This is a genomic window from Collimonas silvisoli (assembly GCF_018305005.1).
Taxonomy (GTDB): domain Bacteria; phylum Pseudomonadota; class Gammaproteobacteria; order Burkholderiales; family Burkholderiaceae_D; genus Collimonas; species Collimonas silvisoli.
The window spans coordinates 20943-45053 of record NZ_JAGQEG010000044.1 but is presented as its reverse complement, the minus strand read 5'-3'; the positions used below and the strand labels follow the sequence as shown (position 1 = coordinate 45053).

The following is a 24111-nucleotide window of genomic DNA, read 5'->3' as shown; positions in this document are numbered from 1 at the left end:
AAACCGGGCAATTCAGGCCGTGCGCGGTGATCCCGGTCTATAACCATGAACATGCCATCGGTGCGGTGCTGGCGGCAGTGCTGGCGCATGATTTGCCCTGCGTACTGGTGGATGACGCCAGTTCGGCCTCGTGCGCAACGGTACTTGATGCATTGGCAATCGCTCATCCCGGGCAAGTCACCTTGTTGCGCCATGCCGTCAATCGCGGCAAGGGCGGGGCGGTGCTGACTGGCGTCCATCATGCTGCCGCTGCCGGCTATACTCATGCGCTGCAGATCGATGCCGACGGCCAGCACTGCACCGACGATATTCCGCGGTTTTTGCAACAAGCCGCCGCCAAGCCGCAAAGCTTGATTGCCGGTTGTCCTCAATATGACGACAGTGTGCCGTCTGTGCGTTTCTATGCGCGCTATTTAACTCATGTCTGGGTCTGGATTAACACCTTGTCGCTGGACATCAGGGATTCGATGTGCGGATTCCGGGTCTATCCCTTGCCGTCCCTGATGCGTCTGACGCAACGCAAGCAACTGGGCGAGCGGATGAATTTCGATACTGAGGTGCTGGTGCGTCTGTACTGGGACGGCGTGCCCGTCGTCAATCTGCCGACCCGCGTGACTTATCCCACGGACGGCATTTCCCATTTTCGCGTCGGTCTCGACAATCTGCTGATTTCCCGTATGCACGCCACCTTGTTCTTTGGCATGCTCTGGCGTGCGCCGCGTCTGCTTGGACGTCGCCTGGGTTTAAGCCGAGGCCGATCTTGAGGGCGGACCAGCGCCATTGGGCGCAGATCAACGAAGCCGGCTTCGTCAGCGGCATGCGGCTATTGTTCTGGATATACCGGATCGCCGGGCGCTGGCCGTTTCGTTTGACACTGTATCCGGTGCTAGGCTGGTATTTGCTGAGTAAACCGGCGGCGCGGCGCGCTTCCTTAGCTTATTTGCAACGGCTTTGTGCTTTTAATCCGAGCGCGGCCAGGCTTAACCGGGTTCGACCGGGCTGGCGCGGAGTGTTTCAACATTTTGCCGCTTTTGCCGAAAATATCCTCGACAAGATGTTGTTGTGGGGCGGCATGTTCAAAACCGCGGACGTAGTTTCGTTCGGCCGCGAACAGATGCTGGCAAACGTACAGACGCAGCGTGGCGGTTTGTTGATTTGTGCGCATCTTGGCAATCTGGAGTTGTGCCGGGTATTGTCGCGCCAGCGCCACGAGCTGCGGATAACGGTGCTGGTGCATACCAAGCACGCCCAGGCGTTTAACCGACTGCTGGCAAAGCTTGATCCGGACAGCCAGTTGAACCTGATGCAGGTAAGCGAGATGACGCCTGCCACCGCCATGCTACTGGCTGAGAAGGTAGGGCGCGGTGAGTTTGTGGCGATTGCCGGCGATCGTATTCCGGTGTCGGCCACGCCACGCGTGGCGCACGCCTCATTTTTAGGCGAGACAGCGGCCTTTCCGGTCGGCCCTTATGTACTGGCGAGCTTGCTGCAGTGTCCGGTCTACCTGTTGTTTTCGATCACAAAAAACCGCCACTCGGAATGTCATTTCGAATTGTTTCGAGAAGCGATTCATTTGCCGCGCAAGAGTCGCGATCAAGTCCTGCATGAACTGGCCGCCGCCTATGCGGCAAGATTGGAGCAATTTTGCCTAAAGGCTCCGCTGCAGTGGTTCAATTTTTACGATTTTTGGCATTTATCCGGGTACAAAGATGCATCTCGCTGAACTGAAAGAGCTGTCTGCACTACCAGCATCGCTGACGCCGCCGGCGCCTCGACAACGCGCCGTCCTGTTTGACCAGGGCCGATTGACGATCGAAGACATTGTCGATATCGCGTCCGGAGCGGCGCAGGTTGCCTTGTCCGATGCGCCGGCGTTCCGTGCCGCGATTAGCCGCGGCGCCGATTTCCTGGATCGCCTGCTGCGTGAGGATGGCACCATTTACGGCGTCACCACCGGGTATGGCGATTCCTGCACCGTTAACGTCCCGTCCGAACTGATCGCTGAATTGCCGCATCATTTGTACACCTATCACGGCTGCGGCTTGGGTGAGCTGTTTAGCCCTGCGCAAACACGGGCCATCATGGCAGCGCGGCTGGCGTCGCTCAGCAAAGGCTACTCCGGCGTTAGCGTCGGTCTGCTGGAACAGATTGCCCGCTTGCTGAAAGAGGATTTGCTACCCTTGATCCCGTCCGAAGGATCGGTCGGCGCCAGTGGCGACCTGACGCCACTTTCGTACCTGGCCGCAGTGCTGTGCGGCGAACGCGAAGTCTGGCGCGACGGCGTCAAGGTCGGCGCAGCAGAAGCCCTGGCGACAGCCGGTATTACGCCACTGCGCCTGCGGCCGAAAGAAGGGCTGGCGATCATGAACGGCACTGCGGTAATGACAGCCTTGGCTTGCCTGGCTTATGACCGTGCGCAATATCTGGTGCGTATCGCCACCCGCATTACCGCCATGGCGAGTTTCGCTCTGGATGGCAACGCCCATCATTTCGACGCCACGTTGTTTGCCGTCAAGCCACACGCGGGCCAACAGCAAGTGGCCGCCTGGCTGCGGCAGGATTTGCCGGTGGACGATGCACCGCGCAATCAAAAACGTCTGCAGGATCGCTATTCCATCCGCTGCGCACCGCATGTGATCGGCGTGCTGGCCGATGCTTTGCCCTGGATGCGCGAGTCGATTGAAAACGAATTGAATAGCGCCAACGACAATCCGATCATCGACGCTGAAAATGAGCGGGTGCTGCATGGCGGCCATTTCTACGGCGGCCACATTGCGTTCGCCATGGATAGCATGAAAAATGCTGTCGCCAATGTCGCCGATTTGCTCGATCGGCAGATGGCTTTGCTGGTCGATAGCCGTTACAACCACGGCTTGCCGGCCAATTTATCCGGTGCCGAAGGGCCGCGCGCCAGCATTAACCACGGCTTGAAGGCCTTGCAAATCAGCGCCTCCGCGTGGACCGCCGAAGCGCTCAAGCAGACCATGCCCGCTTCGGTGTTTTCGCGTTCTACCGAATGCCACAATCAAGACAAGGTCAGCATGGGCACGATTGCCGCCCGTGATTGCCTGCGCGTGCTGCAACTGACCGAACAAGTGGTAGCCGCACTGTTGATCAGCGTGCGCCAGGGAGTCTGGTTGCGTTGCCGGCTTGATGGCGCGGCGCGGCCGCAACAGAATCTGCAGCAGATGATGGAATTGCTGGCGGCCGACATTGCCGTGATACAGGAGGACCGCATGCTGGAGCCGGATTTGCGCCGCCTGCTGGAGCGCATACGCCTCAAGCAATGGCAGTTGTATGAGTAAAACCGTGACTAGCTGGCATACCAAAGAACGCTGGTCGGCAGAGGTAGAGCTGCAAGTGCAGTTCTTTGATCTCGATCCCATGCTGATCGTATGGCACGGCAATTACGTCAAGTACCTGGAAGTGGCGCGTTGCGCGCTATTGGATATGTTGCATTACAACTATCCGGAAATGCAGGCGTCCGGTTATACCTGGCCGATCATCGATTTGCACCTGCGCTATGCTCATCCGGCAGCATTCGGGCAGCGTGTCAAGGTGCGCGCCAGCATCATCGAGTGGGAAAACCGGCTCAAGATCGCCTACGTGATTACCGACAGCGTTAGCGGCCAGCGCCTTAGCCGTGGCACCACGACGCAGGTTGCGGTGGATATGGCGACGCGCGAAATGTGCTTTGCGTCGCCGCCCGTGTTATTTCAAAAATTAGGAATCGAGCAAGTATGAAACGAAGTTTTGTCGCCATCCTTTTAGTCAGTACCGCCTTGCCGGCGCTTGCTGTCGCGCCAGTGGAAAAAATCCAGGCTATGCTGGCGCGGCCGCCGATCTTGTGCGGCCGTTTCGACCAAAGCAAGCAACTGGTCGGCATCAAGAAGCCATTGCTGTCGAACGGTCGGTTTTGCGTGGTGAACGGCAAGGGCGTTCTATGGCGCACTTTGCAACCGTTTCCCAATACGCTACGCCTGAAGCGCGACGAAATCGTGCAAATGCAGGGCGATCGGGTTGCCATGCGCATGGACGCCAAGCAAGAACCGGTAGTCAGGATGATTAACGGCGTGCTGTTCTCATTGCTGGCCGGCGATCTCGGACAACTGGAAACCTTGTTTGAACTGGACGGCAGCGTGCAGGGCAATAGCTGGAAAGTCGCGCTGAAAGCGCGCGAACCGGCGTTGGCCAAGGCCATCGGCACATTGGCCCTGACTGGTGGCGCTTACGTCAAGACGGTGACTATCAACGAAGCCAGCGGCGATCACACGGAAATCAGTTTTTCTGGCCTGCAAAGCGGCAGCAGTGCGATGACTGCGGAAGAAGGGGCGGCATTTGAGTGATTCCGGCCGCAGCGGCAACTTGAAAACCAGTTGGCCGAGGCGCATGGCGCTGATATGGGCCTTGGCGGTTGCCTTGCTGCTGGCGCATGGCGGCTACCTGTGGCTGGTCAAGGGCGTGGTGCCGGACACCGACATCCTGGCCTTGTTGCCGGTCGAGCAGCGCGACCCGGTGCTGCAACAGGCGTTCACGCATATGGTCGACGCCGCCCAGCAACGCGTGATCGTACTGGTCGGCGCCGATGACTGGGAGCATGCCCGCGCCGCTGCCGACGCCTACAGCGCGGTGCTGGCCAAGCATCCGGCTCTGCTGCAGAGCGGGGTTCAACTGTCGGCGCAAAACCAGCAAGACTGGCTGGCGCCCTCGCAACAGATGCGGCTCAGCTTGCTGACGCCGGCGCAACAGACAGCGCTGCGTACGCAATCCCCAAAATATTGGGTCGACAGTGCGCTGCAGCAGTTGTACAGCCCGTTTTCCGGGCCTAAGCTGGGCGCCTGGCAAGACGATCCGTTCGGCTTGTTCAGCGGCTGGGTGCAAGCCCGTGCGCAGGAAACGCCGGTGCGCCCGCGCGACGGTTATCTGTTCATCGAGGACAAGGGGCGTCCTTACATCATGCTGCTGATGAATTTGCGGCAGCCGGCATTTTCGATGGCGACTCAACAGGCATTGTTGCCGCTGCTGGAACAGGCTGGCAAAGCAGCGCGGCAGGCGGCGCCGGCGGTCGAGCTGATTAGCGCCGGGGTGGTCCTGCATGCGGGAGCCGGCAGTGCGCAAGCCAGCCGGGAGATGTCGACCATCGGCATCGGCTCGCTGTTGGGCATCGTACTGCTGATGTGGCTGACCTTCCGTTCATTGCGGCCGATTGCGTTGATCATGCTGTCGATCGGCATCGGCTGCCTGGCGGCCTTTTCCCTGTGCTGGATGATTTTCGGACAAGTGCATTTGCTGACGCTGGTATTCGGCGCCAGCTTGATCGGCGTGGCCCAGGATTATGGGATTTATTTCTTGTGCAGCCGGGTTTCTGCCGATCAGTCGCTGGGATCCTGGCAATTGCTGCGATGCCTGTTGCCCGGCCTGGCATTGACCCTGGCCGCCGCGGCGATCGGTTACATCGGCCTGGCGCTGACGCCGTTTCCGGGTTTGCGGCAGATGGCACTGTTTTCGGTGCTGGGTTTGGTGTTCGCCTGGCTGACGGTAATTTTCTGGTTTCCGACATTGTTAACTGCGGCTACGCTGAAAAGCTCGCCTTTTGCACGCTGGGTCGGCCAGACTCGACGGCATTGGCCGTTGCTGCGCTTGAATCGCGCTTCGGCGCTGATAGCGCTATTGTTCGGGATTTTTGCCGTGGCCGGCATAATGCGTCTGACGGTGAACGACGATATCCGCTCTTTGCAGACACCGCCGAAAGCACTGTTGGCGGATCAGATCAAGCTGGGGAAATTACTCGATGCGCCAACGCCGGTGCAGTTCTACCTGGTGCGTGGCGCCAGCGCGGAACAGGTATTGCAGCGCGAGGAAACGCTAAAGCAGCGGCTGGAACCCTTGATTGCCAAGCGTGTCATCAGCGGCTATCAGGCGATGTCTGACTGGACGCCGTCGCTGCAGGCACAAGCGGCGAATCGGGCTTTGGTCACGCAGGCCTTGCTTGCTGCAGACGGCCCATTGAAGACATTGGCGGCGCAACTGGGAGAAGACGACAGCTGGATCGCGCAAATGCGCAGCAGGGCGCTGAGCGCGGCGGCAAGCGCGAATGGCGGCCACGGTCTTACCCCGGCTGAATTTCTGAAGAGCGCCGCCAGCGAGCCGTCGCGCCATCTTTGGCTGGGAAAAGTCGACAATGCGGTCGAAGGCGCACAAGGCAGTGTCTACGCCAGCATCGTCGCTTTGCGCGGGCTCGATAATTATGGCAACCTGCCCACCTTGAAGCAGGCCGCCGAGCAACTGGATGGCGTGTCATGGGTCGACAAGGTCAGCGAAATATCTTCAGTGCTGGGCCACTACCGGCAATATATGGGGTGGGTATTGCTAGGTGCTTACGCCGCAATCTACCTGCTGTTGTTTGCACGCTACCGTAGCGCGGCTTGGCGCGTGCTGACGCCGCCGGCCGTCGCCAGTATCGCTACCCTGGCTTTGCTTGGCTTGCTGGGACAGCCTTTGCAGCTGTTTCATGTGCTGGCGCTGATGCTGATTCTCGGTCTTGGCGTGGACTACGGCATTTTCTTGCAAGAACAAGGCATGCAGCGCGATCGCTTCGCCTGGCTCACGGTCAGTTTGTCGGCAGCGAGCGCCTTGCTGTCGTTCGGTTTGCTGGCGTTGTCCGCGACGCCGCCGTTGCATGCATTTGGATTCACGATGTTGATCGGAATTGCGATTGTCTGGTTGATCGCACCTTGTTTTAACCAGGATTTACAACCGGGAAAAGAAGAAAAAAATGCAAACAAGAATTGAGCAGTGTGATGTACTGGTAATTGGCGCCGGCCCGGCAGGTTCGGTGGCTGCCGCATTGTTGTTGCAGCAAGGGCGGCAAGTGCTGGTGCTGGAGCGAGAACAGTTTCCGCGTTTTAGCATAGGCGAAAGCCTGCTGCCGCAAAGCATGGAGTATCTGCAGCAGGCGGGTATGTTGCAAGCCGTGGTGGAAGCCGGCTTTCAATACAAGAACGGCGCTGCCTTTGTGCGCGGAGAGCGCTACACCGACTTCGATTTCCGCGACAAGCATTCTGCAGGCTGGGGCACCACCTACCAAGTGCAACGCGCGCATTTCGACCAATTGCTGGCCAATGAAGCCGAACGCCAAGGCGCGCAAGTGCGCTATCAGCACACCGTCACGGCATTTGATGCTAGTGCAGAAAAGCCGCGGGTCACTGTGCATCATATGGATGATTCGGCGGACGGCTCGGAATACATAGTGGAAGCTGGTTTTGTGCTGGACGCCAGCGGTTTCGGAAGAGTATTGTCGCGCCTGCTGGCATTGGAAACGCCATCGAATTTTCCGGTGCGCGGCGCTATCTTCACCCACATTGAGGATGGCATCGATGTGCCTGGTTTCGATCGCAACAAGATCCGCATTACCGTGCATCCGGAGCATTGCGATGTCTGGTATTGGCTGATTCCTTTTGCCGGCGGCCGCTGTTCCATCGGCGTGGTGGCGGAAACGGCTTTCCTGGAGCAATTCAAGGGTAGCGAGAGCGAACGCCTGCAGACGCTGGTAATGCAAGATCCGGCATCGCGCAGCTTGCTGAAGAATGCCCGCTGGGATACGCCGGCACGCCAGATCGTTGGTTACTCCTCCAACGTCAAGTCGCTGTGGGGCAAGGGGTATGCTTTGCTTGGCAACGCCGGGGAATTCCTTGATCCGGTGTTTTCTTCCGGAGTCACGATCGCCGTCAAGTCCGCCAGCCTGGCCGCCGCCATCTTGCAGCGCCAGTTTGCCGGAGTAGCCGTCGATTGGGAAAATGAATATGCAATTCCACTGAAAAAAGGCGTCGATACTTTCCGTACCTTTGTTGATTCCTGGTACTCGGGCGGCTTCCAGAAAGTGATTTTTTACGAACAACAGCAGCCGGAAATACGTCGCATGATTGCTGCGATCCTGGCCGGCTATGCTTGGGATGACAGCAATCCGTATGTAAAGGAAAGCAAGCGGCGCCTGAATACTTTGGAGGAGATATGCAGTTGAACTTGCCTGGTCGCAGTGGCTGGCAGGGCCTTGGCGGCTTGCGGTCTGGCATGCTGCTGGGTGCGCTTGTACTAGCCTCTTTACTGGCCTCTTGTACAACTACGCCGGCGTCGCAAGCGCCGGCACGGCTGGGATTGAAACTGGCGCCGGCAACCTTAGGCGCCAATATCAGTTTGCAACAGCATTTGACGGTTGAACGCAACGGTCGTATCGATCAGCTCGATGCCGCGGTGGAAATCGATCAACAGCAATTCACCATGGTCGGACTGGCGTTTGGCCAGCGGGTCCTGAGCCTGCATTATGATGGACAGACTTTGCAATCCTGGCGTCATCCTATGCTGCCGTCCCAGGTACGGGCCGAAGATGTGTTGGAAGATACGCAATTGACATTGTGGCCACTGGCGGCGATTCGCCAGGCGCTGCCCGCGGGCTGGGCAATCGAGCAACAAGGATTGCAGCGAACCCTGTCGTTGCAAGGAGAAACAGTGATGGTAATCAACTACAGCACGCCGACGCCGTGGGGCGGCAAAGTGGAACTGAATAACCTGCGCTATCACTATCGCTTGACGATCGAATCGGTCAGCGATACTGCCGCTGACACTCCGGCGCCATAAGCATGCTTTATCTCAATCAACTCGGCATGATTTGTCCGCTTGGTGAAAACCACGCGGAGATCAGCCGCCGCCTGTTCGCTGGTGACAGCGGCGTTGCCATGACGCCGCGCTATTCGTCGGGACGGGCGCCGGAGCAGAGTCTGGCGCTGGGTTGCGTGGAGACTGTTCTGCCGGATATCAGCGGCTTGCCGTTGGGCCAGCGCAGCCGCAACAATCAACTGGCATTGGCGGCGCTGGCGCAGATCCGGCCGCAAGTGGATGCGGCCATACAACAGTTTGGCGCGGACCGGGTGGCGATCGTGCTTGGTACCAGCACCTCTGGCATAGCGCAGAGCGAAGCGGCGTTCCGCTATCGGCTGGCGAACGGTGAGTTTCCTGCCGATTTCGGTTATGCGCAGCAAGAAATGGCTTCGCCGGCGGCGACGCTGGCATCGGTGCTGGGCGTGACCGGGCCCGCGTATGTGCATTCCAGCGCCTGTGCGTCGAGCAGCAAGGCCATGGCTAGCGCTGCGCGTTTGATCAATATGGGCTTATGCGATGCGGTGTTGACCGGCGGGGTTGATTCTCTGTGCGCCTTTACTGTGGCCGGCTTTGCCGCGCTGGAATCGGTCAGCGTAGCGCGCTGCAATCCGTTCAGCGCCAATCGCAACGGCATTAATATCGGGGAGGGCGCTGCCTTGTTCTTGATGAGCAAGGCTGAGGCAACCGTGAGTTTGCGCGGTTGGGGCGAATCTTCAGATGGCTATCATATTTCAGCGCCGGATCCGTCCGGCGCGGGTGCTCGCAGAGCGATGGCACAAGCTCTGGCGCGCGCCGGCGTAACGCCGCAACAAATCGATTACATCAACTTGCATGGCACTGCTACCGTGCAAAACGATGCCATGGAAGGGCGGGCGGTTGCCGCCATGTTCGCAGACCATGTGGCGCTCAGCTCGACCAAGCCTTTCACCGGTCACGCGCTGGGAGCAGCCGGTGCGGTCGAGGCGGGTTTGTGTTGGCTGGCCATGCAGGACAATAATCCGCAGGGCAAGTTGCCGCCGCATTTGTGGGATGGCCTCAGCGATCCTGGTTTGCCGCAGCTCAATCTGTTGCCCATCGGCGCCCGTCTCGGACGACCTTTGCGCTTGGCTTTGAGTAACTCTTTTGCATTTGGCGGCGCTAATGCAAGTTTGCTGTTGGGGCGTGAATGATGAGTCAGTCAAGCATTGTTCAATTGAGCAAGAGTCAATTGAACATGAGTCAATTCAACATGAGTCAATCAAGCACGGTCGAGGCTCTGGATATTCGCCGTTTTTTACCGCACTCCGGTGTTATGGTATTGCTGGACCTGCTGCTGGAAGCCGGGCCCGAAGATTTATGGGCTGAGGTGACTATCCGGCCGGACAGTATGTTCTGCGACGCACATGGCGTACCTGGCTGGGTCGGCGTCGAGTACATGGCGCAGGCAATTGCCGCCTACGCCGGTTATGCCGCGCAGTTGCGCAACGAGGCGGTGAAGATTGGTTTTTTGCTGGGCACCCGGCGCTACGAAGCCAATTGTTCCTATTTTGCAATCGGCAGCGTGTTGAAGGTACATGTGCACAGAATACTGCAGGCAGACAACGGGATTGGATCGTTCGAATGCCATATCCACGCCGCCGGGCAGCAACTGGCCAACGCCACCGTTACCGTGTTTCAGCCGGCTGATGCGGCTGTTTTTCTTGAGGGAAGTAGTGAATGACGTTGGAATTGAACATGGCAGAACCCCCAACTACCAGGCTAGACAAGACCGTGCTGGTCACCGGCTCCAGCCGAGGGATCGGCAAAGCGATTGCATTGCGATTGGCGCGCGACGGTTACGATATCGTATTGCATTGCCATCGGCAACGTGAGGCAGCTGACGCAGTGGCGCAGAGCGTGCGCGAGCTGGGCATGCAGGCGCGCGTCTTGCAATTCGACATAGGCGATCGCGAGACCAGCGCCGCTGCCTTGCTGGCAGACGTCGAGCAGCACGGCTGTTACTACGGCGTGGTGTGCAACGCCGGCGTGGCGCGCGACAATGCTTTTCCTGCCATGCCGGGGGAGGATTGGGATCTGGTCCTGAAGACCAATCTGGATGGTTTCTACAATGTCCTCAATCCCCTGGTGATGCCGTTGGTGCAGCGCCGTGCGCCTGGCCGTATCGTGACTCTGGCTTCGGTATCGGGATTGATTGGCAACCGCGGCCAAGTCAACTACAGCGCGGCCAAGGCGGGGATTATCGGCGCTACCAAAGCACTGGCGATCGAACTTGCCAAGCGCAACATCACGGTCAATTGCGTCGCGCCTGGTTTGATAGAGACCGACATGATCGATGAGGCGCCGTTGGATGAAGCGCTCAAGCTGATTCCTGCGCGTCGGGTCGGCAAACCGGAGGAAGTGGCGGCGACGGTGGCTTTCCTGATGCATGGCGACGCTGCATATATCACGCGCCAGGTGATTTCGGTTAACGGAGGCATGGCATGACCGGCACAGCAACAGCACGTCGGGTAGTGGTGACCGGCATGGCCGGCATCAGCCCGATCGGTAACGACTGGAGCAGCATTCGCGCTCATCTCGGCAGTTATCGCAACGCCGTAGTACGCATGGAAGACTGGGCCGGTTACGATGGCTTGAACACCCAGTTGGGCGCCCCTGCCGCAGAATTCACCTTGTCCGATCGCTATAACCGCAAGACCATGCGCAGCATGGGACGGGTCGCTTTGATGGCGACCCGCGCTAGCGAACTGGCCCTGATCGATGCCGGCCTGATTGACGATCCGGTGCTGAAAAGCGGCGCCTGCGGAATCGCCTACGGCTCTTCCGCCGGTACGCCGACGGCGATCGGCGATTTTGGCAGGATGATGGATGAACGCAGTACGCGCGGTATCACCGCTACTACCTATATCAAAATGATGGGGCACACCGCGCCGGTCAATATCGGTGTGTTTTTCGGCATTACCGGGCGGGTGATCACCACTTCCAGCGCCTGTACTTCCGGCAGCCAGGGGATTGGCTACGCTTATGAAGCAATCCGCGGCGGCCGCCAGCAAATCATGATCGCCGGCGGCGCCGAAGAATTGTGCGCTACCGAAGCGGCGGTGTTCGATACGCTGTTTGCCACCAGCGTGCGCAATGACACGCCGGCCATGACGCCTAGTCCATTTGACAGCAACCGCGATGGTTTGGTGATAGGCGAGGGCGCGGGCAGCTTGATTCTGGAAGATTTCGAACACGCGCGTGCCAGAGGCGCAAAGATGTACGCCGAAATCGTCGGCTTTGGCACCAATAGCGACGGCTGTCACGTCACCCATCCGAACGCCGATACCATGCAGGTGGCGATGACGCTGGCGCTGGCTGACGCCGCATTGCCGGTAGAAGCGATTGGCTATATCAATGCCCATGGCACCGGCACCGAACAGGGCGATATTGCCGAGTCCTACGCAACCGCTGCCGTATTTGGCCGGCGCACGCCTATCAGTTCACTCAAGAGTTATACCGGACATACGCTAGGCGCCTGCGGCGCTCTGGAAGCCTGGATCGGCATCGAAATGATGCGTTCCGACTGGTTTGCGCCGACCATCAATCTGAAACAAGTGGATCCGCTATGCGCTGACCTGGACTACATTGTCGATCAGGGACGTAGTTTGCAATGCGAATATTTCATGTCGAATAATTTTGCGTTCGGCGGCATCAATACATCGTTGATCTTCAAGCGCCTGGATTAACGCCGCAAATGCCATCCGCTGTCATTTTTCTGCACAACGCCAATCAACTGGCGGATCACGATCGCGACCGTTTTCTTGCCTGTTTAAGTGAAACGGAGCGGTTGCGTTACCGGCGTTTCCTGCGGCCGCTGCGTCAGCGTGAATTTTTATTAGGCCGGATATTGCTGCGCTTTGCTGTCTCGCGCCTGGCCGGCATCGGGCCTGATGCCGTGCATGTCACCGAGCGTAAAAACCAAGCGCCATTGGTGCAACTGCCCGTTGCCAGCACTATGCACCCTCGCTTCAGCTTGTCGCATAGCCGCGGCTGGGTCGCTTGTGCCGCCAGCGTTGATACGGCTCTGGGTCTCGACATAGAGATGCTGGATGCCGAACGCGATGTGGATGCTATTGGCCGCGCGGCTTTTTCTGCGGCCGAGAGCAACTGGTTATCCAGCCGTCCCGCTGAAGATAAGGTGGCGAACTTTTATACCTTGTGGAGCAGCAAAGAGGCGCTGTTTAAACTTATGTCGTCTCAGCGCAGAGGTACTTCATCATCTGAGCAGGTAGTTGAGCAGGTAGTTGCGGGGGCACGTTTGCGATCAGGGCCAGGATGGCATGCGCGTACCTGGTCACAGCAAGGCTTGGTAATTACGCTATGCAGCGGCAATCGCTTGCACTCGGTAGCGCCGCGGATATGCCTGCTTGGCGCTACGCCGTCGGCCTGGTCGCAACAGTTGGACGGCGACTGATTTCCTTAGGGCGTGTCGACATTCACTTCAACCAAAGTACCGCAGCCGTTAACGCCACAAAGGATGCAAAACGCGCAGCGAGCCGGATAACGACGGTTGCCTATATCCGCTCCCATAGCCAGTTCCAGAACCCGGGCAGGCGCGCAACTTGTGCACTGTCACGCATGCTTCTTGCCAGGGCGGCATGTTCCAGCGCGGCCTTGTCGTCGTAAAACGGCTGGGTTGCAGTCGGCAGCTGGACCGCACGCGCGCAATCCATCAGTATCTGCAAATATTCCGCCATATGATCGGCGGTGTAACTATTTATATCGTGAAAAGTCACCACCACCGGGATGCTTCCATCGACCGCCGGCAACTCGCCTGCGGCAATCCGCTCGCGCACGTCAGTCAACAGATGCAGCATGTTGGAGCGTCTTCTCAGGCTGGCCTTGAAGCCATATATCTTGCCGTCGTTCGCGCTCAAATCGGTCAGCAAAATGTGCATGCCATGCTGTTGGTAAACATCAAAAGTACGCTTGTCGTAGTTCCAGAACGGCGGCCGAACCAGTTTCGGCGCGCTTCCCTGAATGGCAGCAATGTCGGCAATGCCATCGTTTAGCGATTGCTCGAATATTTCGGGGCTGAGGAAGCGATGGTTTGCATGGCGTGGCGTGGCAGTATGAAAGCCAAGCAAATGCCCTTCATCAATTTCACGCCGCAGTATGTTTCGCCCAAAGTCCGTCTCACCAGCACCAGATGAACGGGTTTGCACAAAAAAGAGGGCTTTGATGCCGGGTTGCAGCGGATTGTGCGCGAGCGTGTTCAGTATGGATAGCGTCGGATTGTCAGTCCTTGGTCTGGCCGGGCCATCGTCGAAAGTCAGCAGGAACCGAATCGGCGGTTGAGATTTCAATCGCTCGGTAGTTTGAGGCGACACAGGAACCGGTTCAATAGCGCAACCTGTAGCACCGATCGTCACGAAAATCACGATCAAACCGGAAATGATCTTTTTGATATGTCGTGATGAGGCAGAAATGACGTTGTGCAATGGCAGCAATGAAACGGGAAGCGAAGGCAGGAGATGGCGCACAGTAGGGTAGTGGTTGACTTTGGGGGTGTTGCGACGCAGCGCTAATGATACGTCCTCGACCTGCGCTGTTCGCTAGATGTTACAAACAACTACGGTTACGGCGACCGTATAGGTAAGCATGGGTGTCAAGAAATATTCTTGAGAGCGCAGATTTTGTATGAACAGACCCTAGCGGTTTCAGGCGGATTGCATTGTTCGTCGCGTGAGCATCGATTGGATGTTGTCGTGCTTAAAAACAACACATCATCAAACATTGCAAAATTGTACTTTTTTTTATGGACGGAATTTTATGGGAATGTTAAGTTTTGCGCCCTGATAACTTTCCGAGTTGAAATGCGAACTCTGGGGGTGGTCAGAAACTAAGGCTGATTTCTGTTGATAGCATCAATTGGGTATTCAGCTATTTATATCTTATTGTCGATTGCCCCCAAGGGGGAGTTTTGGAGAAGAGCAATTGAAACAAATTAGAGTGATTCCGATACTGGCCGCCACAGCCTTGTTGTCAGCGCTGGGTGGTTGCGCTACCGAGACTTCCAACGCGCTGCCGGTGCAGAAGGTGGAGACTGCCAACAAGCCCTACAATGGCGCGCGCACCCAGATTGCCGTCGGCAAGTTTGACAATCGCTCCAGCTATATGCGCGGCATTTTTTCGGATGGCGTCGATCGCCTGGGTGGACAAGCAAAGACCATTCTGATTACCCATCTCCAGCAAACCAACCGCTTCAATGTCCTGGATCGGGACAATATGGAAGAGATCAAGCAAGAGGCTGCTTTGAAGAAGCAAGCCCAGACCCTGAAGGGGGCGGATTATGTCGTCACCGGCGACGTCACCGAGTTCGGCCGCAAGGAAGTCGGCGACCAGCAGCTGTTCGGCATCCTGGGCCGCGGCAAGACGCAGACCGCGTATGCCAAGGTGAATCTGAACATCGTCAATATCAAGACTTCTGAAGTGGTGTTCTCCACCCAAGGCGCAGGTGAATACAATCTGGCCGCACGCGAGATCATAGGTTTCGGCGGTACCGCCAGCTACGACTCTACGCTGAATGGCAAAGTGCTTGACCTGGCGATGCGTGAAGCTATCAATAACCTGGTCGCCGCTATCGATTCCGGCACTTGGCAACCTACTAAATAACAACAACTCAGAACGCCAAATACATGAAGAACAAATTTGCAAAACGGCATGTCTTACCATTTTCGTTGCCATTTGCCTTGACGGCTTGCGTCTTGCTGGCAGGCTGCAACACGCCACCGAAGCCGCTTTATCAGTGGGAAAGTTATCAGCCGCAGGTCTACGAATACTTCAAGGGGCAGGCTTCGGTAGAGCAGGTGACAGCGCTGGAGCGGGATCTGCAGAAAATCCGTGCAGCAGGAAATATGCCGCCACCCGGTTATCACGCTCAACTGGGAATGTTATATGCCAGCCTTGGAAAAGAGGAGCAGGTGGTGCAGGAGTTCCAGACAGAGAAAGAACTGTTTCCGGAGTCATCGGCCTACATGGATTTCCTGATGAGAAAATTCAAAAAATAAGAGGATGGACATGTTAGAAAAGATTCTGAAATCATTTGTTTGCCTGTCGGTGGTGATTCTGGCTGCAGGTTGTGCTGCGCCCGTCAAGCAGCTTGACTATACGGCGTTCAAGCAAAGTCGGCCTAAAACCATCTTGATATTGCCGCCGCTGAATGAATCGCCTGATGTCAAGGCGACCTACAGCATGTTGTCGCAGATGAGCTATCCGTTGGCCGAGGCTGGTTATTACGTGTTGCCGGTGGCGTTGGTCGATGAGACGCTCAAGCAAAACGGCATGATCGCCGCCGCAGACATCCATGCCATAGCGCCGCTTAAATTGCAGGAGATCTTCGGCGCCGACGCCGCACTGTACGTCACTGTCAGCAAATACGGTTCCGTTTATACAGTGATTAACAGCGCCGTCGTGGTAACCGCCAATGCCAAGTTGATTGACTTGAAAAGCGGAGCTCTGCTGTGGTCAGGCACGGCTAGTGCTTCCAGCGCTGAAGGAAGTAATAATGGCGGGGGTGGTCTGATTGGGGCGCTGGTTGCAGCAGCCGTCAATCAAATTGTCAATAACGTTTCCGATAGAGGTCATACTATTGCTGGTTTGACCAGCCAGCGTTTGCTTTCGACTCGCCAGCCTAACGGCATCCTGTACGGTCCGCATTCACCGAAATACGGTACTGATTGATGTAATCCGGATTGGCCATGCCAAGGTTTGGCATGGCCATATGGCTTTCAAAATTTCAAATACCCAGCCAGTGTTTTTGCAGCACTTTCGCTTCATACTGGCTGCGGCTGCTTAACATATCTCAGAGTTCTTTCAGACGTTTTGCGTTAGCTGTTGCCCGTGCATGAATCGGATGCAATCCGGTTTGGGCAATATTCGCTAGTGAAGTGTTGAGCTGTGACACCGCTTCCGCCGAGTTGCGCATGGTGTCATGTGCCAGCTTGCTCTGGCGATGTCCCGACTGGCGCAGTGTGCTGCTGCTGGCCACCGACATCAGGTTGGCGGTGCCGTTCAGCATGTGCTGGATCGCCAGCCTGGCAACTTCCTGATGCAGGCTCATCATCCGGATCGCCATGGCGTGCGCCGATTCTGCTGCCGCTTCCATTTTTTCCTGGCTCATCAGATTGAATTCATTGCGGTCGCGCTGGCTTGGCGCCGGCCCGGCCAGCGCCAGGCGGGCGGTGCGGTGGCCGATCACCTGTGCGGAAGCGTTGACCATTTCCCCGGTTTTGAACAGCAGATCGGTCCAGGCGCCTAAAGGGCCGGTGTCGTGGACTCGGTACGATTTCATGGTGACTCCTTGATAGTCTGACGACAGGCGAGGTGATTTAAAGGGTGGTCGTGCAGTGGGTTGCATGCTTGTCCGATATTGTCGGACAAGCATGCAACCACTCAAAACCGCATACTTGAATAATTTGATAGCGCTAACAATACCTCTTTTTATACCACCGCTGTAAGTTTTATGTGGCGCTGCAACATAATTTTGCAATTTGCTTATTGACATCAGAAAAAGCAACTAAGTCAGATGCTGTCGCTCGGGTTTGCACTAGACTGGCGTAGAAGTCGTTACTTCTGGGCTCTGTCGTTTATCAAACACCACAGCAGAGCGTACTTGGTTACAATCCCAAAATCTTCATAAATCCGTAACATTGCTTCGGGTAAAATCCAAATATGAAAATTTTGATCAGCAACGACGATGGTTACTTGGCGCCGGGCATCATCGCGCTGGCGAATGCGCTGACGCCGATTGCCGAAATCGTGGTGGTGGCGCCGGACAGCAATCGCTCCGGCTCTTCCAATTCGCTGACCCTGGACCGCCCTCTAACCGTGCAACGTGCAGAGAACGGTTTTTACTTTGTTAACGGAACCCCGTCTGATTGCGTGCATATAGCTTTAACCGGCTTGCTCAATTTTCGACCGGATCTGATTGTGTCTGGCATTAATCAGGGTCAGAACATGGGCGACGACACGCTTTATTCCGGCACCGTGGCGGCGGCCACCGAAGGTTTTTTGTTTGGCATTCCCGCCATCGCTTTTTCGCAACTGCACAAGGGCTGGGATGAATTGGAGGCGGCGGCCATGGTGGCGCGAGAAATTGTCGAGCGCCGTTTCGATAATCTGCCGCAGCCGTATCTGTTGAATGTCAATATTCCCAACCTGCCTTACGATCAGTTGAAGCCGATCGTGGCGACCCGCTTGGGAAAACGGCATGAGTCGGAGGCGGTCATCAAGGATAAAGATCCGCATGGCCGCGACATATACTGGATCGGGCCGCCGGGCGCCGCACGCGACGCCGGCGAGGGCACCGATTTCCATGCGACGGCCAACGGCCACGTTTCGATCACTCCCTTGCAAATAGATTTGACGCATGCGGCGCAATTGGCCGCGCTAAGGAAAGACTTGTCATGACCGACAAGACCAAGCGTTTCCCGCTGACGCTATCGTCGCTGGTCGATAAGAAATCCAGCGCTGACCAGAACAAGCGCAGCGTCGCCACCCCGCAGACTGCAACCACAAACGTTGCTTGGGAAAATTCCCGGTCGACACCGCGCAATGCTGCCGGCGCGGCGCCAACGGCGCTGGCAAGCAAGCCGATGTCACGTCCGATGCAAACCGCAAGCCATGTCGAGCGTTCAGGCTCGATGGTGTCCGACGGGGTGCGCAAAGCCATGGTGGACCGGATTGCCAGGCAGGGGGTGAGCGACGCCAAAGTGCTGGCCGCGATGGAGGCGGTGCCACGCCATATGTTCATGGAGCCGGGCTTGTCCAGCCAGGCATACATCGACGCCTCGCTGCCGATCGGTCATCATCAGACAATTTCCCAGCCGTATATCGTGGCGCGCATGATAGAGATCATGCGTGACAACCAGCAAGGCGGCGTCTTGCATCGCGTGCTGGAAATCGGCACCGGCTGCGGTTATCAGGCGGCGGTGTTGTCTCTGGTTGCCAAGGAAGTTTATTCGATAGAGCGGATCAAGCCCTTGCACGAACTGGCAAGAAGCAACTTGCGTCCGCTGCGGATTGCCAACATCCGTTTGCATTACGGAGATGGTATGCTTGGGCTGCCGCAGGTGGCGCCTTTCGACGGTATCATACTGGCTGCAGCCGGTCTCGAAGTACCGCAAGCTTTACTGGACCAAATGACGATCGGCGGCCGCTTGGTGGCGCCGGTCGGCGCCCGTCATCAAGTACTGCAGCTCATCCAGCGAACAAGTAAATTTGATTGGACCAGTACCACACTGGAAGACTGTCATTTTGTGCCTTTGCGTGCCGGGACGGTCTGAGCAAGATTGCAAATACGGTTGCAAATGCGGTCGAAAGCAAGGCTGGAAATAAGGTTGAATCTATTGTTGTAGCTGGCGGAATAAATTGACGAATAATCAGCGACCATGTCGCACATACTAATAAATGTAATGAGAATGAAGAAAACTCGCTTTATAGCTTTAGGATTAATGATAGGTACGCTTGCCGCATGTACCACTCCGCGCACTCCCGCCCCGGTAGTTGAGCGGCGGCCGGGCGGCAACGGCGCTGTAGCCACCGCGGCTGCGGCCGATACGCCACGGGCCGCTGACGGGCGCGGCTCTTACACCGTCAAACAAGGCGATACCTTGTATCGGATTGCGCTTGAATTCGGTCAAAGCTATCGCGATATCGTGACTTGGAACAAGCTGGAAAACGCCAACGACATCAAGGTCGGCCAAGTGCTGCGGGTGCAACCTCCGGACGGTAGTTCGGGGGCGGCCGGCGGCGCCCAGGTTGGCAATGTGGCATCCGGTTCAGGAGTGGAAGTAAGATCTCTGGGCAGTGCGCCGTCAGCCGCAGTCGCGGGCAATGGCGGCAACAAGAGCGGGCCGCGCGGCGACAAGCGCCCATATTCCGACAGCGCCCTGGCTGAGTTGCAGAAACCGGATACAGCCTCGTCCGGCGAAGTGTCGAAACCAGCAACGGCGCCGGTCGTGGCGGCCCCGGCCGCTACCGCCGCCGCCAGCAGCGCAGCTTCGACAGCGGCGCCGGCATCCGGCGATGAGGAGCGTGTGGACTGGATGTGGCCGGCGGAAGGCAAGCAGACCGCGGCTTTCGATCAGGGCAAGAAAGGCATCGATATTTCCGGCAAGGCCGGGCAGACTGTGGTTGCCGCCGCCGGTGGCAAGGTGATGTATGCCGGTAGCGGCATTCGGGGTTATGGTAATTTGGTTATCATCAAACATACCAGTAACTTATTGTCCGCTTACGCGCATAATAAGAGCATCCTGGTAAAAGAAGGGCAGACGGTGAGCAAGGGCCAGAAAATTGCCGAAATGGGGAATTCGGACAGCGATGCAGTCAAGCTGCACTTCGAAATTCGCCAGCAGGGCAAACCTGTGGATCCATCGAAATTCTTACCTAATCGATAAATGAGCAAACGGCCGACAGATCATCAGGATGACGAGCTTGACGTCTCATCGGAGCAGCTTGCCGATGATGGGCAAGATGATGTTGATGCTGTCGCCGCCGAGCAGGACGTTGACGACGAAGTCGTGGTTGACGGCGTGGTGGTGGTGGTCGATGGCGTCGAAGAGCTGAAGAAGGTATTGGCAGCTGAGCTGTCGACCGATACCACGCAACACTATTTGAATCAGATCGGTACCCGGCCGCTGTTGTCGGTGAGCGAGGAAGTGCATTTCGCCACTCTGGCGAAACAAGGCAATTTCGAAGCTCGGCAGAAAATGATCGAGCACAATCTACGCCTGGTGGTTTCGATCGCCAAGCACTATATCAACCGTGGTGTCGCCTTGCTCGATCTGATCGAGGAAGGCAATCTCGGCCTGATGCGGGCGATCGACAAATTCGAGCCCGAGCGCGGTTTCCGTTTTTCTACTTATGCCACCTGGTGGATACGTCAAAGTATCGAGCGCGCTATCATGAATCAGGCGCGCACCGTGCGCCTGCCGGTGCATATGGTGCGCGAATTGAACCAGATCCTGCGCGCTAAATATCATCTGGAAGCGCAGCACCACGACGGCAAGGACGCCAGTGCCGAAGATATCGCCCATCTGGTGGACCGGCCGGTGGAAGATGTACAAGACGTACTGGCGCTGTCCGAGCACGCCGCATCGCTGGATGCGCCACTGGACCAGGATCCGCTGGCCAGCCTGATGGATCTGCTGCCGAGCGCCACCGAGGAAAATCCCGATTCGCGCGCTGAACAGCAGGAAATGTCTATTCTCGTAAGAGTCTGGCTGGAAAAACTGACGGACAAGCAGCGCAATGTCATCATGCGTCGTTTCGGCCTGGATAACGACGATCCGTCGACGCTGGAAGAACTGGCAGCCGAAATAGGCGTTACGCGCGAGCGGGTGCGGCAGATTCAACAAGAGGCGCTGCTTAAGCTGAAGCGTTTGCTGGGTGCAAAAGGGGTTGGTAAGGATTCCTTTCTTTAGAGGGATGAAACGCTTGCGCGGCCAGGTATGGCGCCGCCACTATTTTTCTTTATAATCCAACCCTTTCATCTGATCAGCTGGAGCAGAGTAATTCGTCCCAAGGCTCACCTTGGCGCCCTTAAACTCTGCCCCGCAATTTTAGAATTTCCTATGCAACAAGATACTATCGATATCAAATCCCTCGACATGGATGCGCGCGGGATCGGCCATTTGCAAAATGAGGACGGCAGCCAGGGCAAGGTTATTTTTGTCGAGGGTGCTTTACCGGGCGAGCGGGTCAGTTTCTTGTCGTATCGCAAGAAGGCGAAATGGGAAGCGGCCACCATGACCGCCTTGCACAACGAATCAGTGTTGCGGGTGAAGCCGCATTGCGCCGTGTTCGGCATATGCGGCGGCTGCGCCATGCAACACCTGGAGCCGACTGCCCAGGTAGCCATCAAGCAACGCGTGCTGGAAGACAATCTATGGCATATCGGCAAGGTCAAGGCTGAATCCATGCTGCGCCCGATTTATGGGCCGACCTGGGGTTATCGCTATCGCGCTCGCATATCGGTGCGCAACGTGCCTAAAAAGGGCGGCGTGCTGGTCGGCTTCCATGAAAGGAAATCATCTTTCGTTACGGACATGAAAGCCTGCGAGGTACTGCCGGCGAATGTATCGGCGATGCTGGTGCCGCTGCGTCACCTGATTGCTTCGCTCAGCCTGATTGACCAGATTCCGCAAATCGAGCTGGCGGTAGGCGAGGGGCCGCAAGGCAAGGTTACGGCGTTGGTATTGCGCATTATGGCGGCCCTGACGGTTGACGACGAAATCAAGTTGAAGGCGTTTGCCGACCAGTATCAAGTGAATTGGTGGTTGCAGACCGCAGGCCCGGACAGCGCCTATCCGTTTTATCCGGCGCAGGGTGAGCTGTATTACACCCTGCCTGAATTTGGCGTGCGCATGCCTTTCAAGCCTACCGATTTCACCCAGGTGAACCATCAAATCAACCGGGTATTGGTGGCGCGCGCCTTGCGCCTGCTGGACGTGCAGCCGCTCGATCGAGTGGCCGATCTGTTTTGCGGCCTGGGGAATTTCACTTTGCCCTTGGCCACCCAAGCGCAACAGGTGGTCGGTATCGAAGGCAGCCAAGCCTTGATCGACCGTGCTGGCGAAAATGCAGCGGTAAATCAACTGGCCGGCAAAACCACTTTTTATTGCCGCAATCTGTTTGAGGCAAGTGCCGAGGATTTTGTCGCGCTGGGCAAGTTTGACCGGATGCTGATCGATCCGCCGCGCGACGGCGCCGCGGCGGTGTGCGAAGCGATTGTCGGACTGGCGGAAATTGATAAGACATTGATGCCGAAGCGGATTGTGTACGTCTCCTGCAACCCGTCGACCTTGGCGCGTGACGTCGGCTTGCTGATCGCCGGCGGTTATCGCTTGAGCCAGGCCGGGGTGGTGAATATGTTCCCGCACACTGCACACGTGGAGTCGATTGCGGTGTTCGATCTGCCTTGAGTTGGTTTGACTATCAATGAAAAAGCCGACACAAGGGTCGGCTTTTTTGCTTTCAGTGACCCGTCCTGCTTAATTCCGATTGCCGCCGAAAATGCCTAGCAGGGAAAGCAGGTTGACAAAGATATTGTAGACATCCAGGTACAGACTCAGTGTTGCCGAAATATAATTTGTCTCGCCGCCGTTGATGATGCGTTGCACGTCATACAAGATATAGGCCGAGAAAATCGCGATGGCGATTACCGATACCGCCAGATACAGCGCTGGTACTTGCAGGAAGACATTGGCCAAGGACGCCAGCAGCAACACCACCACGCCGGCAAACAGCCATTTTCCCATGGAAGAGAAATCGCGCTTGCTGACTGTCGCGATACTCGCCATGACGACAAAAACGCTGGCAGTGCCGCCGAAAGCCATCATGATCAGTGTGGCGCCGTTGGAAAATCCGATCAGCGTATGGCCGATCAGACGTGACAGCATCAGGCCCATGAAGAAAGTAAAGCCGAGCAGGAGCAGGACGCCCCAGCCGGTATTTTTGGTTTTTTCAATTGCATAGAAGAAACCAAATGCCACGGCCATGAAGGCCATGAAGCCGATCAGCGGACTGTTTCTAAAGAAACTAAAATCCATCTGTACCCCAAGCCATGCGCCCGCAATCGTCGGCAGCATGGACAATGCCAGCAGCCAGTACGTGTTGCGCAGCACGCGGTGTTGTACGCTCAGCGCGGTGCTGCCCGGTGAGTAGGTCGGTTGCAGATTTTGGTTCATCAGGGACTCCTTTGGAAATTGCAAAAGTATTAAACTGTTGCGATCATAGCACTACCAACAACATCTTTACATCTGACAGCAAAGCGGGAAAGTGGTTCTCTAAGGTCACTCTGCGGGTCTTATACGCTCTGCAGCTTGCGTTTTGCCTAGTTTTGACGATTCTACATGGGTGTTTCGTGTTAAAATCAAAGGTTGATTGAACTATTAACCAGTCATTTAAATAAGCACTTTAACCCTTTCATTTTATTGGAGTTTTTCAGATGGCAATTGAACGCACCCTGTCGATTATCAAACCGGACGCAGTCGCAAAAAACGTAATCGGTCAAATTTACACCCGTTTTGAAAACGCTGGCCTGAAAATCATTGCTGCTCGCATGACGCAGCTGTCGCGCGAAGAGGCAGAAGGCTTCTACGCAGTTCACCGCGAGCGTCCTTTCTTCAAGGATCTGGTCGATTTCATGATCTCCGGTCCAGTGATCATTCAAGCGCTGGAAGGCGAAAACGCAGTATTGAAGCACCGCGACCTGATGGGCGCGACCGATCCTAAGAAGGCAGAAAAAGGCACTATCCGTGCTGACTTCGCTGCTTCGATCGACGCTAACGCAGTACACGGTTCGGACGCAGTGGAAACAGCAAAAGTTGAAATTGCTTATTTCTTCCCAGCGCTGAAGGCTTAATTGCTGTATTGATTGTTTTGATTTGAAACTTGTCGGTGGCCCGGGAATGCCCGGCTGCCGGTATAGATTGG

Annotated in this window: 25 protein-coding genes; 22 read left to right on the top strand and 3 right to left on the bottom strand. The window is 56.7% G+C overall.

What is annotated here, in order from left to right:
- The 13 genes from KHU33_RS13670 to KHU33_RS13610 form a co-directional block, all read left to right on the top strand.
- Nucleotides 1-764 (top strand): glycosyltransferase family 2 protein (locus KHU33_RS13670; RefSeq protein WP_230414255.1); only part of this gene is annotated, 764 nt, incomplete at its 5' end.
- Nucleotides 761-1723 carry an LpxL/LpxP family acyltransferase gene (locus KHU33_RS13665; RefSeq protein WP_456236953.1) on the top strand — a complete coding sequence of 321 codons (963 nt, stop codon included), beginning with the start codon at nucleotides 761-763 and terminating at the stop codon, nucleotides 1721-1723. The genes KHU33_RS13670 and KHU33_RS13665, both read left to right, overlap by 4 nt.
- Nucleotides 1710-3305 (top strand): HAL/PAL/TAL family ammonia-lyase, encoded by a 1596-nt coding sequence (locus KHU33_RS13660; protein ID WP_211463768.1) that lies wholly within the window; start codon nucleotides 1710-1712, stop codon nucleotides 3303-3305. Before KHU33_RS13665 ends, KHU33_RS13660 begins: the two co-directional genes overlap by 14 nt.
- Before the next feature lie 4 nt (nucleotides 3306-3309).
- Nucleotides 3310-3744 carry an acyl-CoA thioesterase gene (locus tag KHU33_RS13655; RefSeq protein WP_329956055.1) on the top strand — a complete coding sequence of 145 codons (435 nt, stop codon included), beginning with the start codon at nucleotides 3310-3312 and terminating at the stop codon, nucleotides 3742-3744.
- Complete coding sequence (locus KHU33_RS13650; protein ID WP_211463764.1) at nucleotides 3741-4346, top strand: outer membrane lipoprotein carrier protein LolA; 606 nt, start codon at nucleotides 3741-3743, stop codon at nucleotides 4344-4346. The genes KHU33_RS13655 and KHU33_RS13650 overlap by 4 nt, the downstream gene beginning before the upstream one ends.
- A 43-nt stretch (nucleotides 4347-4389) precedes the next feature.
- The gene (locus KHU33_RS13645; RefSeq protein ID WP_211463772.1) at nucleotides 4390-6792 is read left to right on the top strand and encodes an MMPL family transporter; all 2403 of its coding nucleotides are present in this window, start codon (nucleotides 4390-4392) and stop codon (nucleotides 6790-6792) included.
- On the top strand, nucleotides 6776-8020 hold the full coding sequence (locus KHU33_RS13640) for an NAD(P)/FAD-dependent oxidoreductase (protein ID WP_211463762.1): 1245 nt from the start codon (nucleotides 6776-6778) through the stop codon (nucleotides 8018-8020). The genes KHU33_RS13645 and KHU33_RS13640 overlap by 17 nt, the downstream gene beginning before the upstream one ends.
- The gene (locus KHU33_RS13635) at nucleotides 8011-8634 is read left to right on the top strand and encodes a DUF3261 domain-containing protein (RefSeq protein WP_211463760.1); all 624 of its coding nucleotides are present in this window, start codon (nucleotides 8011-8013) and stop codon (nucleotides 8632-8634) included. Before KHU33_RS13640 ends, KHU33_RS13635 begins: the two co-directional genes overlap by 10 nt.
- A gap of 2 nt (nucleotides 8635-8636) precedes the next feature.
- Nucleotides 8637-9824 (top strand): beta-ketoacyl-ACP synthase, encoded by a 1188-nt coding sequence (locus KHU33_RS13630; RefSeq protein WP_211463758.1) that lies wholly within the window; start codon nucleotides 8637-8639, stop codon nucleotides 9822-9824.
- A 59-nt stretch (nucleotides 9825-9883) separates the two neighbouring features.
- Complete coding sequence (locus KHU33_RS13625) at nucleotides 9884-10354, top strand: ApeP family dehydratase (RefSeq protein ID WP_211463756.1); 471 nt, start codon at nucleotides 9884-9886, stop codon at nucleotides 10352-10354.
- Nucleotides 10355-10368: 14 nt separating this feature from the next.
- Nucleotides 10369-11118, top strand: a complete 750-nt coding sequence (gene fabG / locus KHU33_RS13620) for a 3-oxoacyl-ACP reductase FabG (RefSeq protein WP_211463754.1) — start codon at nucleotides 10369-10371, stop codon at nucleotides 11116-11118.
- Nucleotides 11115-12359 carry a beta-ketoacyl-ACP synthase gene (locus KHU33_RS13615; protein WP_211463752.1) on the top strand — a complete coding sequence of 415 codons (1245 nt, stop codon included), beginning with the start codon at nucleotides 11115-11117 and terminating at the stop codon, nucleotides 12357-12359. The genes fabG and KHU33_RS13615 overlap by 4 nt, the downstream gene beginning before the upstream one ends.
- An 8-nt stretch (nucleotides 12360-12367) precedes the next feature.
- The gene (locus tag KHU33_RS13610; RefSeq protein ID WP_211463750.1) at nucleotides 12368-13087 is read left to right on the top strand and encodes a 4'-phosphopantetheinyl transferase family protein; all 720 of its coding nucleotides are present in this window, start codon (nucleotides 12368-12370) and stop codon (nucleotides 13085-13087) included.
- A gap of 100 nt (nucleotides 13088-13187) precedes the next feature.
- Here KHU33_RS13610 and KHU33_RS13605 read toward each other — a convergent pair whose 3' ends face one another.
- The gene (locus tag KHU33_RS13605; RefSeq protein WP_329956054.1) at nucleotides 13188-14003 is read right to left on the bottom strand and encodes a polysaccharide deacetylase family protein; all 816 of its coding nucleotides are present in this window, start codon (nucleotides 14001-14003) and stop codon (nucleotides 13188-13190) included.
- Between the two features lie 607 nt (nucleotides 14004-14610).
- On the opposite strand from KHU33_RS13605, the gene KHU33_RS13600 reads away from it, so the two are divergent.
- From KHU33_RS13600 to KHU33_RS13590, 3 genes are read left to right on the top strand one after another with little or no spacing between them, the layout of a single operon-like run.
- Nucleotides 14611-15288, top strand: coding sequence for a CsgG/HfaB family protein (locus tag KHU33_RS13600; RefSeq protein ID WP_211463748.1), 678 nt, complete (start codon nucleotides 14611-14613; stop codon nucleotides 15286-15288).
- 23 nt (nucleotides 15289-15311) lie between these two features.
- Nucleotides 15312-15683 carry a DUF4810 domain-containing protein gene (locus KHU33_RS13595; RefSeq protein WP_211463746.1) on the top strand — a complete coding sequence of 124 codons (372 nt, stop codon included), beginning with the start codon at nucleotides 15312-15314 and terminating at the stop codon, nucleotides 15681-15683.
- A 10-nt stretch (nucleotides 15684-15693) separates the two neighbouring features.
- The gene (locus KHU33_RS13590; protein WP_211463744.1) at nucleotides 15694-16356 is read left to right on the top strand and encodes a DUF799 domain-containing protein; all 663 of its coding nucleotides are present in this window, start codon (nucleotides 15694-15696) and stop codon (nucleotides 16354-16356) included.
- 121 nt (nucleotides 16357-16477) lie between these two features.
- Here KHU33_RS13590 and KHU33_RS13585 read toward each other — a convergent pair whose 3' ends face one another.
- Entirely contained in the window at nucleotides 16478-16966 is a 489-nt protein-coding gene (locus tag KHU33_RS13585; RefSeq protein ID WP_211463742.1) for a polyhydroxyalkanoate granule-associated phasin, read from the bottom strand.
- A gap of 380 nt (nucleotides 16967-17346) precedes the next feature.
- Here KHU33_RS13585 and surE point away from each other — a divergent pair, with 380 nt between their 5' ends.
- The 5 genes from surE to rlmD all read left to right on the top strand — a co-directional run bounded on the left by surE (nucleotide 17347) and on the right by rlmD (nucleotide 22598).
- On the top strand, nucleotides 17347-18084 hold the full coding sequence (gene surE, locus KHU33_RS13580) for a 5'/3'-nucleotidase SurE (protein ID WP_211463740.1): 738 nt from the start codon (nucleotides 17347-17349) through the stop codon (nucleotides 18082-18084).
- A complete protein-coding gene (locus KHU33_RS13575) occupies nucleotides 18081-18959 on the top strand; it encodes a protein-L-isoaspartate(D-aspartate) O-methyltransferase (RefSeq protein ID WP_211463738.1) in 879 nt (292 codons plus the stop codon). The genes surE and KHU33_RS13575 overlap by 4 nt, the downstream gene beginning before the upstream one ends.
- 135 nt (nucleotides 18960-19094) lie before the next feature.
- Nucleotides 19095-20072, top strand: a complete 978-nt coding sequence (locus KHU33_RS13570; protein WP_211463736.1) for a peptidoglycan DD-metalloendopeptidase family protein — start codon at nucleotides 19095-19097, stop codon at nucleotides 20070-20072.
- A complete protein-coding gene (gene rpoS / locus KHU33_RS13565) occupies nucleotides 20073-21098 on the top strand; it encodes an RNA polymerase sigma factor RpoS (protein ID WP_211463734.1) in 1026 nt (341 codons plus the stop codon).
- 150 nt (nucleotides 21099-21248) lie between these two features.
- On the top strand, nucleotides 21249-22598 hold the full coding sequence (gene rlmD, locus KHU33_RS13560; RefSeq protein WP_211463731.1) for a 23S rRNA (uracil(1939)-C(5))-methyltransferase RlmD: 1350 nt from the start codon (nucleotides 21249-21251) through the stop codon (nucleotides 22596-22598).
- Between the two features lie 69 nt (nucleotides 22599-22667).
- Here the strand turns inward: rlmD and KHU33_RS13555 are convergent, their stop codons facing one another.
- Nucleotides 22668-23363 carry a Bax inhibitor-1/YccA family protein gene (locus KHU33_RS13555; protein WP_211463723.1) on the bottom strand — a complete coding sequence of 232 codons (696 nt, stop codon included), beginning with the start codon at nucleotides 23361-23363 and terminating at the stop codon, nucleotides 22668-22670.
- Nucleotides 23364-23623: 260 nt separating this feature from the next.
- Between KHU33_RS13555 and ndk the strand changes: the two genes are divergently transcribed.
- Nucleotides 23624-24040, top strand: a complete 417-nt coding sequence (ndk, locus tag KHU33_RS13550) for a nucleoside-diphosphate kinase (RefSeq protein WP_211463721.1) — start codon at nucleotides 23624-23626, stop codon at nucleotides 24038-24040.
- The last annotated feature ends 71 nt before the right edge of the window (nucleotides 24041-24111 follow it).